The 15,382-nt window shown below is 43.4% G+C and carries 19 protein-coding genes; 11 read left to right on the top strand and 8 right to left on the bottom strand.

Annotation, left to right across the window (positions count from 1 at the left end):
* The first annotated feature begins 655 nt into the window (after positions 1 to 655).
* The 5 genes from DY78_RS14765 (at position 656) to DY78_RS14750 (ending at position 2,751) form a co-directional block, all read left to right on the top strand.
* Positions 656 to 1,006: an iron-sulfur cluster biosynthesis family protein gene (locus DY78_RS14765; RefSeq protein ID WP_024624807.1), complete on the top strand. Its 351-nt coding sequence runs from the start codon at positions 656 to 658 to the stop codon at positions 1,004 to 1,006.
* 524 nt (positions 1,007 to 1,530) lie between these two features.
* Positions 1,531 to 1,785: a hypothetical protein gene (locus DY78_RS14760; RefSeq protein ID WP_024624808.1), complete on the top strand. Its 255-nt coding sequence runs from the start codon at positions 1,531 to 1,533 to the stop codon at positions 1,783 to 1,785.
* Positions 1,786 to 1,857: 72 nt separating this feature from the next.
* Entirely contained in the window at positions 1,858 to 2,094 is a 237-nt protein-coding gene (locus DY78_RS16700) for an AraC family transcriptional regulator (RefSeq protein WP_235810686.1), read from the top strand.
* Positions 2,024 to 2,227 carry a helix-turn-helix domain-containing protein gene (locus tag DY78_RS16695; RefSeq protein ID WP_338043921.1) on the top strand — a complete coding sequence of 68 codons (204 nt, stop codon included), beginning with the start codon at positions 2,024 to 2,026 and terminating at the stop codon, positions 2,225 to 2,227. Before DY78_RS16700 ends, DY78_RS16695 begins: the two co-directional genes overlap by 71 nt.
* Before the next feature lie 35 nt (positions 2,228 to 2,262).
* Positions 2,263 to 2,751, top strand: a complete 489-nt coding sequence (locus DY78_RS14750; RefSeq protein WP_024624809.1) for an AraC family transcriptional regulator — start codon at positions 2,263 to 2,265, stop codon at positions 2,749 to 2,751.
* A gap of 130 nt (positions 2,752 to 2,881) precedes the next feature.
* Here the strand turns inward: DY78_RS14750 and DY78_RS14745 are convergent, their stop codons facing one another.
* From DY78_RS14745 to DY78_RS14735, 3 genes are read right to left on the bottom strand one after another with little or no spacing between them, the layout of a single operon-like run.
* Positions 2,882 to 3,706 carry a MurR/RpiR family transcriptional regulator gene (locus DY78_RS14745; RefSeq protein WP_024624810.1) on the bottom strand — a complete coding sequence of 275 codons (825 nt, stop codon included), beginning with the start codon at positions 3,704 to 3,706 and terminating at the stop codon, positions 2,882 to 2,884.
* A 48-nt stretch (positions 3,707 to 3,754) separates the two neighbouring features.
* The gene (locus DY78_RS14740) at positions 3,755 to 4,450 is read right to left on the bottom strand and encodes an N-acetylmannosamine-6-phosphate 2-epimerase (RefSeq protein WP_024624811.1); all 696 of its coding nucleotides are present in this window, start codon (positions 4,448 to 4,450) and stop codon (positions 3,755 to 3,757) included.
* A 30-nt stretch (positions 4,451 to 4,480) separates the two neighbouring features.
* Positions 4,481 to 5,359 carry an N-acetylneuraminate lyase gene (locus DY78_RS14735; RefSeq protein ID WP_024624812.1) on the bottom strand — a complete coding sequence of 293 codons (879 nt, stop codon included), beginning with the start codon at positions 5,357 to 5,359 and terminating at the stop codon, positions 4,481 to 4,483.
* A 264-nt stretch (positions 5,360 to 5,623) separates the two neighbouring features.
* Here DY78_RS14735 and DY78_RS14730 point away from each other — a divergent pair, with 264 nt between their 5' ends.
* From DY78_RS14730 to DY78_RS14710, 5 genes are all read left to right on the top strand, one after another.
* A complete protein-coding gene (locus DY78_RS14730) occupies positions 5,624 to 6,490 on the top strand; it encodes an ROK family protein (RefSeq protein ID WP_024624813.1) in 867 nt (288 codons plus the stop codon).
* Between the two features lie 188 nt (positions 6,491 to 6,678).
* Positions 6,679 to 7,401: a sugar phosphate isomerase/epimerase family protein gene (locus tag DY78_RS14725; protein WP_024624814.1), complete on the top strand. Its 723-nt coding sequence runs from the start codon at positions 6,679 to 6,681 to the stop codon at positions 7,399 to 7,401.
* Positions 7,402 to 7,415: 14 nt separating this feature from the next.
* Positions 7,416 to 8,618 (top strand): cation:proton antiporter, encoded by a 1,203-nt coding sequence (locus tag DY78_RS14720; RefSeq protein ID WP_024624815.1) that lies wholly within the window; start codon positions 7,416 to 7,418, stop codon positions 8,616 to 8,618.
* Entirely contained in the window at positions 8,615 to 10,120 is a 1,506-nt protein-coding gene (locus DY78_RS14715) for a sodium:solute symporter family protein (protein WP_024624816.1), read from the top strand. Before DY78_RS14720 ends, DY78_RS14715 begins: the two co-directional genes overlap by 4 nt.
* Before the next feature lie 25 nt (positions 10,121 to 10,145).
* Positions 10,146 to 10,427: a hypothetical protein gene (locus DY78_RS14710; RefSeq protein ID WP_024624817.1), complete on the top strand. Its 282-nt coding sequence runs from the start codon at positions 10,146 to 10,148 to the stop codon at positions 10,425 to 10,427.
* 77 nt (positions 10,428 to 10,504) lie between these two features.
* Here the strand turns inward: DY78_RS14710 and DY78_RS15880 are convergent, their stop codons facing one another.
* The gene (locus tag DY78_RS15880) at positions 10,505 to 10,684 is read right to left on the bottom strand and encodes a hypothetical protein (RefSeq protein WP_081754460.1); all 180 of its coding nucleotides are present in this window, start codon (positions 10,682 to 10,684) and stop codon (positions 10,505 to 10,507) included.
* 24 nt (positions 10,685 to 10,708) lie between these two features.
* The gene (locus DY78_RS14705; RefSeq protein ID WP_024624818.1) at positions 10,709 to 10,993 is read right to left on the bottom strand and encodes a hypothetical protein; all 285 of its coding nucleotides are present in this window, start codon (positions 10,991 to 10,993) and stop codon (positions 10,709 to 10,711) included.
* Positions 10,994 to 11,237: 244 nt separating this feature from the next.
* On the opposite strand from DY78_RS14705, the gene DY78_RS14700 reads away from it, so the two are divergent.
* Positions 11,238 to 11,612, top strand: coding sequence for a hypothetical protein (locus tag DY78_RS14700; RefSeq protein ID WP_024624819.1), 375 nt, complete (start codon positions 11,238 to 11,240; stop codon positions 11,610 to 11,612).
* Between the two features lie 67 nt (positions 11,613 to 11,679).
* On the opposite strand, the gene DY78_RS16260 is transcribed toward DY78_RS14700, so the two are convergent.
* The 3 genes from DY78_RS16260 to DY78_RS14690 form a co-directional block, all read right to left on the bottom strand.
* Entirely contained in the window at positions 11,680 to 11,856 is a 177-nt protein-coding gene (locus tag DY78_RS16260) for a hypothetical protein (RefSeq protein ID WP_156093507.1), read from the bottom strand.
* A gap of 144 nt (positions 11,857 to 12,000) precedes the next feature.
* Entirely contained in the window at positions 12,001 to 13,182 is a 1,182-nt protein-coding gene (locus DY78_RS14695; protein ID WP_024624820.1) for an MFS transporter, read from the bottom strand.
* Between the two features lie 454 nt (positions 13,183 to 13,636).
* Positions 13,637 to 15,292 (bottom strand): FAD-dependent oxidoreductase, encoded by a 1,656-nt coding sequence (locus DY78_RS14690; protein ID WP_024624821.1) that lies wholly within the window; start codon positions 15,290 to 15,292, stop codon positions 13,637 to 13,639.
* Positions 15,293 to 15,382: the final 90 nt, after the last annotated feature.

Genomic DNA, 15,382 nt, shown 5'->3' with positions numbered 1-15,382 from the left:
ACTCCTTTGAGATAATTATAGCGAACAAGTTGTCCGTAATTACATCATAAGAGCCGTGTACAGTTTGTTTTGTTAGTGGTTATTTTATGTAACGTCGTAACAACCTATCACTTTGATAAACAAATTAAGAAGTTGAAGCAACAACTGAGTTAGAGAGACCGTTTTATAGCGTACTTGATAGCGCAAATGGCAAAAAGCATGCGATTTCCGATGAAAATTACGGGACGCAAGGTGATTTGTTGGCCGGGAGTGTTGGATGAGAACCATGCCGTTGCTAAGTAAATAGAATTGATTTGAGGAGAGATGGCCGTGGCTGTCTCTTTTTTGTACATACTGTTTGGCCATCTTTAAGTCTGAAAGCTGTTATACTAAAAAAAGAATAAGGATTACTGAGCTGAAGTAAGGATTACCGAGCTGAAGTAAGGATTACTGAGCTGAAGTAAGGATTACCGAGCTGAAGTAAGGATTACCGAGCTGAAGTAAGGATTACCGAGCTGAAGTAGGATTACCGAGCTGAAGTAGGATTACCGAGCTAGAGTAAGAATTGCTTACTTTATAGGATTAAGTCAAGGATGAAATATAGTGTGATTAAAAATATGAGGTATGGTATTGAAAATGCCAAAAAATGATTTGATATTTTAGAAAAGGTGAAAAAATGAAACTAATTTTTGCTAATGCTGCTCAAAATAAGTTGAAAGAATATTTAGACCGTAAAAAGGTTTTGCTGGATTATGATGACGGTGTTGGCCCTTTCTCAAAAGAAGGCGATTTTCCAAACGGTCAGCATTTTCATTTAGTTTTTGTTGATAAGGATGCGACGCTGCCAGATTTTAATCAAACTATTGACTCAAATGTAGGGTTGGTATGGGTTAAAGGGGAAGCCGCTGATCAACTCGATGAACAAATGGAAATTAGATTAAATGAGCAATGGCAGACTTTTTCTTTGGTTGGCGCTAATAGTGTGCTGGATGCCGCGGTTGAGATTATTCATGATGATGCAGGATAATCCAAACTGATTAACATAACTACAAAGCGGATTTAAGCGTGGCGCTCGATTTTGGCCACTTAAGTCAGGTATGAATATGGATAGTAATACAGAAAAACCGCCTTACGTTGACCGTAAGGCGGTTTTGTGGTGAGGTGCGGCGACCTTCTGAACGCTTGCGCGCCGATCGCGTACCCTCACCGTGGTTTGGCACCGCAATTAGTATCGCATGATTTGCAGTGAAGAGTCAACTCTAACTTGAATAGTTTGACAACCATGTGCAACCAAGCTTGTCTAAGACTAATTTAATGACTGGTTCTTTCTAGGTGATACGCTTTCGTGAATTAAGTTCGAGACTGCTATACTAAGGATGGCATCAGGATTAGCAAGCTTAAATTGGTATTCCGATGTTAAGAACGTAATTGTGTAAACGTCGTACGCTATTTTTGATGTACATATTAAAGCCTTAACGACATAATGTGCTAATCATCGAATTGTAACATCGATGAATAATGTAGCTATGAAAATTAGAGGAGGAACGCGCAATGGCTAATTCCGAGAATTCCAATGAATTGGTGAAATTAAGCAAAATTGGCAACACTTATGCCTTGCGATTATCGAAAAAAGATTGTGAGCTTTTGCAGATCAGTGATGCCACGACTTTTGAAAAAATAATTGCTGCAGATGGTCAAACGCTGACTTTTAGAAAAGTGGAAAAAATCAGGCCGGATATTTTGGCAATTGCTAATCGGTTAATGGATGACCATGCTGACTTGATACATCGACTTGAACGGCTGTAAACTCAGCCTTACTGATAAACAACATGTACTCATAATCAAAAAACAGCATGACCAGTTTCGAGGAGGCGTCGCATGAATGAAAATGATACCAAACGGCTAGTGAATAAAACTGAAGATTATATTGAACAGCATTTAGCTGATCCGATTACTTTGGCGGAACTAGCCGCTAACGTCCATCTGTCGCCATTTCATTTTCATCGCATCTTTACGCAATATTCTGATGAGACCTTAAAGGCGTTTGTCACCCGTTTTAAACTCGAGCGGGCGGCAATCTATTTTGGTATTAGTAACGGACAAGTCACTGACTGAGATTGCGTTAAACTATGGCTATAATGATGCGAGTAGTTTCAGTCGGGCTTTTAAACGCCATTTTAAGGTCAGTCCAACTCAGTATCGAAAACAGCAAGAAATGACAAGCAATCAGAATTTAAAGCGGTCATAATAAGCGCATATCAAGGGAAAGCGGAGGACTAACCGATGATTGAACCGATTGAAATTACCACCCAGGACGTTGATGTGAAGATTATTTATATTCGTTTTAGAGGCAGTTACGCGGCTTTTCGCAAGCAAAGTCGGCGAATGTTCAAAACGCTATTTACATTTGCCACTACCAATGAGTTGATTGTTCCAGGAGTAACAAAAGTTGTGACGATGTATGATGATAATCCATTTATAACGGCAGATAATCAGCTACGAACTAGTGTTGCGATGATTATTCCGGATACGACGAATGTGACAGAAACTGATGAAATTTGTATAGGACGGATCATCAGCAAGTTTGGCGTTGGTCATTTTGAGCTTGGGGCTAAGGACTACGAAGCAGCTTGGCAGTATATGTACCAGGATTGGCTGCTGAAAAATCAGCAACGTGTTCGCGATGCGGTACCGTTTGAACTTTACGTGACCGACCCGCCTAAAAATTTTAAGGATAAGGGTCAGACTGATATTTATATTCCGATTAATTAGGTCATGTTGGTGGGATTGTTAACCCTACTATTAGTAAATAGATTGATGTAACGGAGTTGGCGATAGCTGGCTCTTTTTTAATACAAAATGCCAACTAGTCAGGAAAGCCTTGACCAGTTGGCATCAAAATTTATTTCTCGAGTTTTCGGTTAGTAATCATTTCAATCGTTTGATCCATGTTATGGCGATAATCATCATTTTTGAGTAAGACCGTGGTAATGATATCAAGCGCATAAGTAATGGCAAACTGTGAATTGATAAAGCGGGTATTGTCAATAAAGCTGCTGTTTTTAACTAAAACAGTAATGTCGCTAATCTCAGCTAATTTACTATTTTCAAAGGCGGTAATTGCAATGATTTTCGCGCCTTTTTCTTTAGCAATCGCGACGGATTCATTAATATCAGTTGTTTTACCGGATAAGGAAATCGCAATCACGATATCATCGGCGGTAATAATACTACTAGTGATGAACATGATGTGCGTGTCCGTCATACAAAAGGCGGCAATTTCCATCCGGAGTAACCGTTGCGTCATTTCGTTCGCCGTATAGCCGGAACTTCCAAGCCCAAATAAATAGACCCGGCGTGCTGATGAGATGGCTTTGGCAGTAGCAGTGATTTTATCCATATCTAAACGTTCTTGGGTACCGGATAAGACCTTACTGTAAAAGTCGTAAACCTCATCAGCGGTTGTATTTTGATTAGTGGTGGCCGCAATTGGTGCTTGGGGTTCAGCCGGTTGCGATAATGCAATCTTAAATGAATAGAAGTCGCGACAGCCAATCTTTTTGACAAAACGCGTGACGGTCGCATTACTAACCTTGACCGCTTTTGCTAAGCTAGAAATTGTCATTTGTTGAACTTGTTCCGGGGCCTGCATCACGCGTAAAGCGACTTTGCGTTCTTGGCGTGATAAGTCCGGGTATTGAGCTTCAACTTTTTGAATAATACTCATAATTTTCAGTCCTCGTGACATATTTCCCTTAGCTTAGCATAAAAAAGTTTAATCGGGAATTGCGGCAACGAAGTTTTGGGCGATTTGCAATGGTCGCGTGATGGCTCCGCCGACAACTACGGCATGGCAGCCAAGTTCTAAGCAACGGCGCATCTTTTCAGGCGTGTCAACTTTACCCTCCGCAATCACTGGATGTTCAGCCATCTTTAAGACATCTTTCAAGTATGCAAAGTCATTAGCGGACAAGTCCAGACCTTCAGTAGCCGGTGTATAGCCGTGCATAGTAGTCCCGATAATGTCAAAGCCCAGTTCATTGGCAATTTTAACGCTAGCGAGGCAATCAGTATCGGCCATGAGTAACGTATCGGGGAACTCAGCGCGCATTTGTTTGACGATGTCGGCTAACTTTTCACCGTTAGGACGGGGTTGGCCCGTCACGTCACAAGCAACGACCTCGGCACCAGTTGCTGCGACGCCGCGCATTTCTTTCATCGTCGGCGTGATATAGACTGGCGAATCCGGATAATCGACCTTGTCTAAGCCGATAATTGGCAAATGCGTTTCATCTTGAATTGCTTGGATATCGACCACTGAATTACAGCGGATTGCTGCGGCGCCGGCTTCTTTAGCGGCCCGCGCCATCCGAGCCATGATAAATGAACTGTGCAAAGGTTCATTTGCCAACGCTTGGCAAGAAATCACTAGTTTACCTTTAGTTGTTGCTAAAAATTTGTTTTCTGCCATGACACATTCTCTTTTCTATCTAAACTGATCCTATTTGAAATACTTAGCGTAAATTTTAGCGGCGCCGGCCTTCATTTCAGGGGTTGGCGCATTCATTGGTTTACTACATTGCCCCGCATCCACACCGGCTTCATGGAAGAGTAATTTGATAGTTGGATAAAGGTCGTTATCAATGACATCCATAATGTAGTCGTTAGTGGTGTGTTGTAATTCAAGGGCCTTAGCATTGTCGCCAGCTTCAAAGGCTTTGATTTCGTCAAAGACGCGTTTGGCGTTTAAGTTGAAGGTTGAACCGATGGCACCATCAACGCCTAAGACTAAGGCTGAAAGTAACATTTCATCAGAACCAAAGTAGATTAACTTGTCAGGGAAGGCTTTACGAACCCGTTCCAATAATAAGAAGTCGGCATTAGTGAATTTGATACCGATAATCTTAGGATTTTCGAAGAGTTTACCGAATTGTTCGGCTGTTAAGGAAACTCCAGTTAAGGCTGGTAAGGAGTAGATTAATAATTGCGTATCTAGACCTTCCAAGATGGCATCATAGTAGTATTTGATTTGGTCGAAGTTAAATGGATAGTAGAACGGGGTGACGGCGCTGATGGTTTTATAGCCAATCGTGTTAACCGCATAATCTGCTAGTTCTTTGGCTTCATTTAAGTTGATTGAACCTACTTGGGCAATCAAATCACATTGGCCAGCCGCTTCATCAAAGGCAATCTTGAATAAGTGCTTACGTTCTTCAGTGTTCATCATGAAGGCTTCGCCAGTACTCCCACCAATATAGAGACCATCAATATGGTTAACGTCGATGTTGTAACGCACCATCGCCCGCGTACCGGCATCATTCATTGAGCCATCCTCGTTGAATGCCGTCATTAATGCTGAATAAAGTTTTTTCATGATCATAAACTCCTCTTGTTATTAAATTGTGTGGTAATAATCATCTCAAAGATTAACCGCTTACAGGAAGTAGCTTAGTATACAAACAAAAATATTGCAATAACATTTTTCGATAATAATTATCGTTTTGCGGCGGTAATTCAATTACACCAGATGATTACACGACTATTAAAAAAAGTTTTTTTGTGTAAAACTAGGGTTCATGCTATGATGAAAACGCTTAAATCATCGTGATTAAACCGCTTAATTTAATCATAAGGAATGATTGTAATGACAAAAAATTATTTAGTTTTTGATATTGGTGGGACTTCAATTAAATACGGCCTGATAGATGAACAGTTGCAGTTGTCTCATATTGGGAGTTGTCGGACCTTACATAATGCTGATGGTCATATTTTAAAAATGCTAAAGCAGTTAAGTCGCGACTATACAAATAATTATGAAGTCGCCGGTATTGGCGTTAGTACGGCCGGTATTGTTGGGGCAGATGGCGCAATTCAGTATGCTGGTCCGACGATTACCGACTATCAAGGGACGCCAATCAAGGATGAATTAGCCCAATTGACGGGGCTACCGGTATTTGTAGTGAACGATGTGGATGCGTGTTTACTAGGGGAACAGTTAGCTGGCAGCGCCAAGGATGCTAATTCGGCCTATTGTATTGCGTTAGGAACGGGAATTGGCGGGGCTTATTTGGCTAACGGTCGGTTACTAAGTGGGGCTCACGGGACCGCTAATTCGATTGGTTATACCTTATATGACCCGCAAACCAAGACTAATTATGAACAACGCGCATCCACATTGACTTTGGACCGGGAGTTGGTTAAATACCAAATTAGTGTTAAAGATGCTTTTGCGGCCGCTAAGCAAGGTAATCAACAGTATTTAACGATTATTGACGACTGGGCGGCGACGGTCGCAGCTGGGTTGGCCCAGATTATGTTGTTGTTTGATCCAGAAGTCTTGGTTATTGGTGGCGCCGAATCACAGCAAGGCTGCTTCTTACTTGATTTATTGCAAAAAAATATTGATAAATTAATTCCTGAAAATTTGTGTCAGACCCGCTTAGAAGTCGCTGTTTTAGCGGATAAAGCACAACTGTTTGGCGCAGCAAGTGGCCTAATGCAGAAAAAATAAATTAAAGAAAGCGTTTACACTTAGATTTTATTGTGCTATATTACTTGGCGTAATATCATCTCAGAAAATTAACCGCTACGAAATAATTGTTAGTCGATCGCTATCCCTAGGTCTTACTAGGTCATTGGCGCTATGGCTAACGTTATTGCGTAGTGGCTTTTTATTTTGCTTTGAGAGGAGTACCAACCATGCAAGTATCTGTAAACACTGCCGTATTTCTGAAAAAACTACAGGCCGGCACTAGTCAGGCGGCTTGTCTAAAAACACTTATCGGCGCCCCCATTGATGCCATTGAAGTTCGCGGTGAGTTCTTCCAAGCAGCAACTAAAGACGCGGAATTAACAGCTATTGATCAACTTTGCCAACAAGAACATTGGGATTTTTATTATTCGGTTCCAGAAGAAATTTTTACTATGGACGGCTTGAATGCTGAGTTACCACAAGCTTTAGCGATGGCCCGGCAACATCATATCAAATCGTTAAAATACAGTTCTGGGAAGCTGACCGACGCAGCCACTATTGCCGAACAATTAAGGCACCTCAACTTTAATGATGTTCAAGTCACGATTGAAAATCAGCCCAATGACAACGGCCGATTAACAACGATGACGGACTTATTAACGTGGGTTGCAAAGGAGCACTTACCACTCGGGTACACTTTTGATTCCGGCAATTGGTATTGGATTGACCAACAACCAGAACCAGCCTTTGACCAAGTCAAAGACGCCATTACCGTGTTCCATCTAAAAGATATTGCCAACCAAGATACGGTGTTACTAGGTCAAGGAGCGACGGATTGGAAAACATTATTGTCAGGACTATCAGCTGGCACCCCAGTATTTCTGGAATATGCGATTGATGATCAAGATATGAACGGTCAAATCGAGCTGGTTAATGCAGCATTGAAATAGCGGAGGTAGTCACGATGAGTTATATCTGGCAGTTAGTCATTATCTTGGTGCTAACAAAATTAGGCGCACACTTATCCAATAAATTGAATTTTCCAAGTGTGATTGGAGAATTGTTAGTTGGCGTTTTAGCTGGTCCCGCCGTGTTGCATTTACTGGCACCGGGCACCTTCATTAATTACTTTTCGGAAATGGGTGTCATTATCTTGATGTTCATTGCGGGGCTGGAAGGTAATTTAGGCTTATTAATGAAATATTGGAAACCCGCTTTAACGGTGGCAACCTTAGGCGTGATCTTTCCAACGGTATCGGCAGCGTTACTTTGTGCGGTTGGGTTCGGCTTTGCTTGGTCAACTGCGATTTTCATTGGACTAATTTTAAGTGCCACCTCGGTTAGTATCACGGTTCAAGTACTGAAAGAAATGCATCGCATGAACAGTCGCGAAGGCGCCATTATTTTAGGCGCCGCCGTGGCCGACGACATTATGTGTGTGATTTTACTAGGTATTTGTGTCAGCTTATTTGGCACCGGGAATGCCGCCCAGTCGCAATCGCTGTGGGCGTTGATTTTGCCTAAATTAGGCTTCTTCATTTTAATGTTTGTCCTCGGTAAATGGGCGGTGCCTAAGTTTCTGTCATTATTTGACAAGCTGAATGCCAGTGAGAATTTGACGACTGCTGCGATTATTCTCTGCTTTAGTTTTGCGGGGCTCGCCGTTGCGCTTGGCATGAGCGATGTCTTAGGGGCGTACTTTGCGGGCTTAGCAATTTCAGAAACGACTTATAAAGATGCGTTGGCATTGAAGGTGGAGCCGATTGGTTATTCCGTCTTTATTCCCGTATTTTTCGTTAGTGTTGGTTTGAATATTACTTTTGATAATTTACAAAAAGACTTTGTGTTTATTGCGCTATTAATTTTGATTGCCATTTTAGGTAAACAAGTGGGTGGTGCAATTGGTGGCAAAATGTTCGGGTTAGACTGGGCCGCGGCCAATGTCGTTGGGGCCGGGATGGTCTCGCGTGGTGAAATGGCGTTAGTGGTCTCAAATGTCGCCCTCGGTGCGCATTTGATTGATCAAAATCATTACACCGCCATGATTGTCGTAACCGTGATTACCACGTTAGTCGCACCACTGATTTTGAAATTCTTTATTCAACGAACGAATACTAGTTCCGCAAATTCACAAAAAACGATGAAAGTTAATGAGGTGAAATCATGAGTAAGGTTGGTTTTGGGGGTCTCAATTGGGCCGTCCTCGTAATATATTTGTTAGCAATGTTAGGTGTCGGGGCGTATTTTACGCGTAAGGCAAGTAAGAACACGGATTCATTCTTTAAAGCAGAAGGTAAGATTCCGGCTTGGGCCGCGGGCTTCAGTATTTATGCCACGACTTTAAGTGCGATTACCTTTATGTCAACACCGGAACAATCATACTTAACTGACTGGTCCTATGCGATTGGTAACTTTTCAATTTTGATTTTGATTCCAATTTTGATCAAATTTTATGTGCCATTCTTCCGTAAATTGCAAGTGACCACGGCCTATGAATACTTAGAAGAACGGTTTAGTCCGGTGATGCGGGCAATTAGTAGTATCTTATTTATGCTTTATCATATTGGGCGGGTTGCCATTGTAATTTACTTGCCAATTATTGCCATTACGTCAGTATCGAATATTAATCCAATCTTGATTGCGGTCATTGTGGGTGGTTTATGTATTCTATATACATTCTTAGGTGGTATCGAAGGGGTTATTTGGAGTGATGTTATTCAAGGTATCTTGTTACTTGGTGGGGCTTTATTAATTTGTATCTTAGGGATTGCCTACACTAAAGGCGGCTTTGGGACCATCATGAATGATGTGGCGGTTCATCACAAATTCCTCTCAGGTTCTGATTTCAATATCGGGGACTTATCGAAATTCGTACCGTTGATCTTAGCAGGTCAAATTTTTAACAGTTTGTATCAATATACCGGTAGTCAAGACGTGGTTCAACGTTACCAAACTACTGGTAGCATGGCTGAAACTAAGAAATCACTTTACACCAACGGCTGGTTAGCCTTAATTACCATTCCACTGTTCTTTGGGATGGGGACGGTCTTATTCAGTTTCTATCAACATACGGGTTCGTTGCCAAAAGGCTTTAACACGAGTGCCATTGTCCCTTACTTTGTTGTGACGCAAATGCCAGCCGGGGTTGCTGGATTAGTTATCGCAGCTATCTTTGCGGCAGCTCAATCCACGATTGCTTCTAGTTTGAACGCAATTTCTTCATGTGCAGTGACCGACTTTAAGCAACGGTTCTTCCATGATAAATTACAAGGTTTGAAAGACGTTACGTTGGCGCGAATCATCATTATTATTTCTGGTTTATTAGGGTTAGCGTTCGCGGTTTACTTGTTGATGGGGAATACCTCACAAACTTGGAACTTATTCTTATCAATTACTGGGATGTTTGGTGTGCCAATTGCGGGGGTCTTTGCCGTTGGTATCTTCACCAAACGCGCCAATTCCTTGGGTGTTTTACTCGGCTTAGTTGCGAGTGTAGCTTGCTCGTTCTATGTTCAATCCTTGAATATTTCATCACTGTTAGTTGCTTGTGTGGCCTTCTTATCCTCCTTCATCTTTGGTTACATCTTCAGCTTGATGATCCCAAGTCACAAGAAGGATGTTACTGGTTTGACGGTCTCAACGATTAATGAAACTTATGTCAAAAAATAAGTCACTGAAATGGTGGTAAATGAGAATGAAACAAGTCGATGATGAATTTTCTGAAATTATGAGTTTACCAATCGTTGCGTGCTTTTGTATTGATGAGTTAGAGCACAACTGGCCACATTGCCAACAGCAGTTAATGGCACTAGTGAAGAGTGGTCACGCGGTAACGGTAAATATTCGCGGGGATCTTTCATATAAATTACAAAATAGAATCTTAGCGAGTGTGAACCAACTTGCGATTAGGTTCACCATTTACGGCCGTCATTTTACTGATCAGACTAGTCAATGTATTGGCCTGATTGTCACTTAATCATTTTTAGTTAAAAGGCGTGTCGTGTTGGCTTTATGACAACACGGCACGCCTTTTGGGTATGACCGACCAGCTTGTTAATGCTTTGGCAGCCCACAAAAACCATCACAATCACATTTCTGCTCCGAAATCATGGCACAGTGGCAGATACCATCTGCACCAGCACAGCCACAGCCGGGCGTGCAGACCATGTCAACGTGACAGTACGGATTAGTACGCTCGTCTTTGACATCAGGTTTAGTTTCTTTTTCAGTCATTTGATTCACCTCGAATTGAATAAATTAACAGCTTTGCAAGTTTTCAGTACTGATGACTTGGAATTGCGTGTCCAGCTGTTTAGTCAGTTGCGTGCGCTCGTCATCGGTTAACACTGTACGTTCACTGCCAGGCGTGGGATGCGCGAGGGCTTGCGCGTATAGACCAGCTTTGGCAACGGTGGCAGTGGCACGTTTCACCGATGCCGCCGCACTAAAACTAGTGGTGGTATCAATGTACGCTACGCCGTCGTTGACGATGAAGCCAGCCGCGAAGTAGTCTTGGCGATTAATTAGAAAGTATGTGGTCATGCTAACGCCTCTCTTAGATGGCAAAGACAGTCTATGACTGCATTATACGGGTCATGACTGAAAATAACAGCTGGATATTTTTTTAGTTTGTTGTCCTAACGGTAGCGCTACCAATTCCGGTTGTCCGGGCATTCATATTATTATATTATGGAATAATAATATGAATACTTTGGGGGACGATGTTGATGCTCGCCAGCTGGTCGGTAACCAAAATTAAGACCCTGATAATGAGTGGACTAGCGATATGAAAGACTACTACGGGGTTCAAATCATGACCGGTATTTACGTGGCAAATTACATGGCGGCCCTTTATTTTGCGAGTGGTGTGCAACAAGGTTTCAAACTCGACGACAATCAATTGACGGGGTATGTCCTTTGTGGACTGTTGTTAGTCATTTGGGGATTATCATTGCGGGCAACGACGCTTAAAATGAAAAAAATCTACGCTGGTGCTTTGACACTAGGCTGTGGTGCCATCTTGGGTGTCACGATATTAAATATTGTCAGCTTCAACGAACGATTTGTGTATTTTATGGTATTTGTGGATTGGCTGCCATTTATAATCTTGTTTCATGCTGGCTGTTTTTTATTTTGGCACGAAAAAAATCAATTGAAGTGAAAAAATAATGGAAAGCGCACACGAACTGACGGTTTGAGCTGTCAAAGTTCGTGTGCGCTTTTAATGGCTACTCAGCCCAACCATGCGCCATAAAGTCGTCATAGATGGGTTTAAAATAATCTTGTTTCAGTTGTGTGATTAAAGCTTCACGCGCTTCGGTTGAAATCACCAGTAAGTCGCGTTGCTTTTTTTGCCAGACAAAGGCTTCCTGGCCAAATGACCGCACGCGGTACCAGTTCGTCATCACGCGGGCCGGGACGCGTTCAAAATCGGCATCGCCCGTTGCTTGGACGTAGGCGGCGTTATCCCATTCGTTAGTTACTGCTTGTTGGTAATCGATGATGAGGTTCCTCCCAATAAAGTAATTAAGTTAGATTGTAGCATAGCTTTAGGCCACTGCCTTGGATTGGTGACGGGCAATCACGTGATTGAGAATCAGCGTGGTGATTAACGCTAAGGCTGAAAAGGCGGCCCCACCAAGGCCTAGTTGGTTCAAACCGCGATGGGCGAGTACTAACGACGCCGTGGCCGAACCGACGGAAATCCCGATATTAAAGAAGATGGCGTTTAACGATGATGCGAGTAGGATGGCTTGTGGATAGTCCGCTTCGGCAACGTCTAGAAAGTGAATCTGAATCGGTGAATTTACGACGGAAATCAGTAACGTCAAAATTAGCAATAAGCTAAATCCCGTGAGTTTGGTCGTCATCGCTAGCGGAAATAGTAGCAATAAGACGATATCGACCAAATAGAAGCGTGGCATAATTTTTAAGCCGCGGTGCTCCGCTACGATACCGGATAGGCGATTGCCGGCAATGCTGACTAATCCCAAAATAAATAATAGCCAGTTGAGCGCGGTCGTGTTAAAGCCCAAGCCAGTGGTTAGCAATGGCCGAACATAAGTATAGTAGGCGTAAAGGGCCGCCGCTGAAAATAAAATCAGTAAGGCACCTAAATAAATCCGTTTATCCGTTAATAAGACGAGCTGATCCTTGATGGTGCCAGGCGTTTGTGGTAAATCGCGTGGTAACAGGCAGACCATCACGATGGTGGTAATTAGGCTTAAAATCGAAATTAGATGAAACGCCATGTGCCAACTAGTTGCCGTACTAATTGCGACCCCAATCGGCACGCCGATAACCGAAGCGATACTAAAACCAGCGGCAATCCACGAAATCAACATCGCGCGTTTTTGCCGTGGCGCAATGTCGTTGGCAAATAAAATAACTAATGATTCAATGGCTCCAGCCACGGCGGCGGTCAACATGCGGGTGACTAAAAACCAACCGTAACTCGTGGTAAAGCCGCTCCAAGTATTACCAATTAAGAACAGCAACAGTAATGTCATGAGTGTTTTATAGCGATTGAAGCGGTTCGCTAAAATCGTAATGATGGGAGTGCTGATGGCGTAAACAATCGCAAAAATAGTGACTAAATACCCCGCCGTTGCCACGGTGACCCGCAACGATTTGGCAATGTCTGAGAGTACCCCGACTACCATAAATTCGTTACAGCCTAACATGAAGGTTACTAATACTAAGGCACTCGCTTGCCACCGATACTTTGTCATTAAATCCGCCCCAAACTTTTATTTATAATAAAAAACAACTAAATTAACCCTACCATAAATTGATGACTCGTTTGAAGGGAAGTTTGTACGATTTCACCCGAAATATTGACATACTGTGAATAAGTTCTGCTGGTAATTTGTGAGGTGTAACTCAGATGGGCTTGAGTAAGCTTGGGGTAGCTGGGATAGGCTTAGATAAGCTTGGATAGGTTTTGGATAAGCTGCAGAGCCTAGAATATAAATGATTTTTGAAATAATCACGTTTCATTTATTGGCAAGCTTTAACGAGTTGGTGGAAACTAATCGGTTCAAGGAAAAAACTTATTTTCGAGAGCATTCTTTTATGGGTATGCTGTTGGTTTATTTGCATATCACCACATGAATGGTTGAAGTTGGATAAAAAAGCACACTTATCACATCTAAATTAGATGTATAAGTGTGCTTTCAAATGCGATTATTTCAATCCAACTAAATCTTCCGGTCGGACAGCGGCATACAACGCGAACGCACCATCCAAGTTTTCGACCGCAAAACCATGTTGCTTTAGAATTCGTTCAGCCATGTAGCTGCGCTGACCACTAAAACAGCTCACGATGTAGGCTTGATGCGGATTCAACTCAGATAAGCGGTCGCGCAATTGGTCTAATGGAATGTTGATGGCGTTTTTGAAGCGACCATCCGCTAACTCATCGGCGTCACGGACATCCAATAGTTGCTTGCCAGCCGCGAGTTCAGCGGGTAAGTCGTACCATTGAATATTGTGGCTAAGCCCTTCAGCCAAGTTCAAGGCGGCATAACCGAGCATGTTGACGGGGTCTTTGGCAGCGCCGTATGGTGGCGCGTAGGTGAGTTCTAATTCGGGTAAATCCGCAATTGTTAACTGACCTTTGATAGCGGTTGCCAAAATATCAAGCCGCTTGTCGACGCCGATTTTACCAACGCCTTGTGCGCCGTAGATTTTACCGGTGTCCGGGTTAAACAACAGTTTTAAGGTAATCGGTTCACTGCCGGGATAGTAGCTGGCGTGACTGGCTGTGCGCGTGTGAACGACTTGATAAGGCAAGTGTTCTCGCTGCAAATCGCGTTCGTTTAAGCCAGTCGCCGCAGCCGTCAAATCGAAAACGCGGACGATAGCGGTCCCAATACTGCCGCGGTTACGACGGGGATGACCGGCTAAGTTGTCCGCGACTTGGCGGCCTTGACGATTAGCGGGCGATGCTAAGGCAATTAAAGCTGGTTGGTGGTCGATTTGTTGGGTGACTAAAATGGCATCGCCAATTGCATAAATGTTTGGATCACTCGTTTGATAATGTTCATCGACCACGATGCCGTCACGCCAGCCTAAGGTCAAATGTGCATCCTTGGCCAGTTGGCTCGCTGGTCGGACGCCAATGGCCATAATCGTGAAGTCGGGATGCAAAACGGTGCCATCAGCCAAAGTTGCTTGGTGGCCTGCTTGGTCAAAGGCCGTCACCGCTTGGCCAGTGATGCCGTGAACGCCGTTATTTTCCAGTTCAGTTTTTAACGGGGCGGCCATTTCTTCATCCAGCGGTGGTAAAACGTGAGGGGCTTGTTCAACTAAGGTGACTTGTAAGCCCCGGTGACGTAAGCCTTCCGCGACTTCTAAGCCGATGAAGCCACCACCAACGACGAGCGCGTGTTGCGAGGCGTTGGACTGGATTTCAGCCATAATTTTGTCGAGGTCGGGAATATTGCGCAAGGTAAAAATGTTATCGGATTCAGTTAATCCGGGTAAGTCTGGGACAATCGGTGTGGCCCCAGTTGAGAGAATTAGTTTGTCGTACGAGACCGTGGTCGCCGTTTCGTCGTGCGTCACGGTCAGTTGTTGCGTGGCTGGCATAATTTTGGTCACGGTGTGGTTGGGATGAATCGTGATGTTGAACCGGTCTTGTAATTGGGCGGCCGTTTTGACGATAAGGTCAGCGCGTTCAGTGATTTCGCCGCCTAAATAAAATGGTAAGCCACAGTTGGCGAATGAGACGAATGGCCCGCGTTCGTAAACAACGATTTCCGCCGTTTCATCGAGTCGCCGCAGTCGGGTTGCCGCGGACATGCCGCCAGCGACCCCACCAATAATCACGTATTTCAAATTGATCACTCCTCGGATAGTTGTCTGTTATATCAAGAGGTAGATTGCAAATTTAATCCGAATTTTTGGACAAATTGTTCAGCATAACCT

Source organism: Lactiplantibacillus fabifermentans DSM 21115 (assembly GCF_000498955.2).
GTDB classification, from domain to species: Bacteria; Bacillota; Bacilli; order Lactobacillales; family Lactobacillaceae; genus Lactiplantibacillus; species Lactiplantibacillus fabifermentans.
Note: the sequence above shows the minus strand (reverse complement) of the source record. Positions and strands in the feature narration are given on the sequence as shown.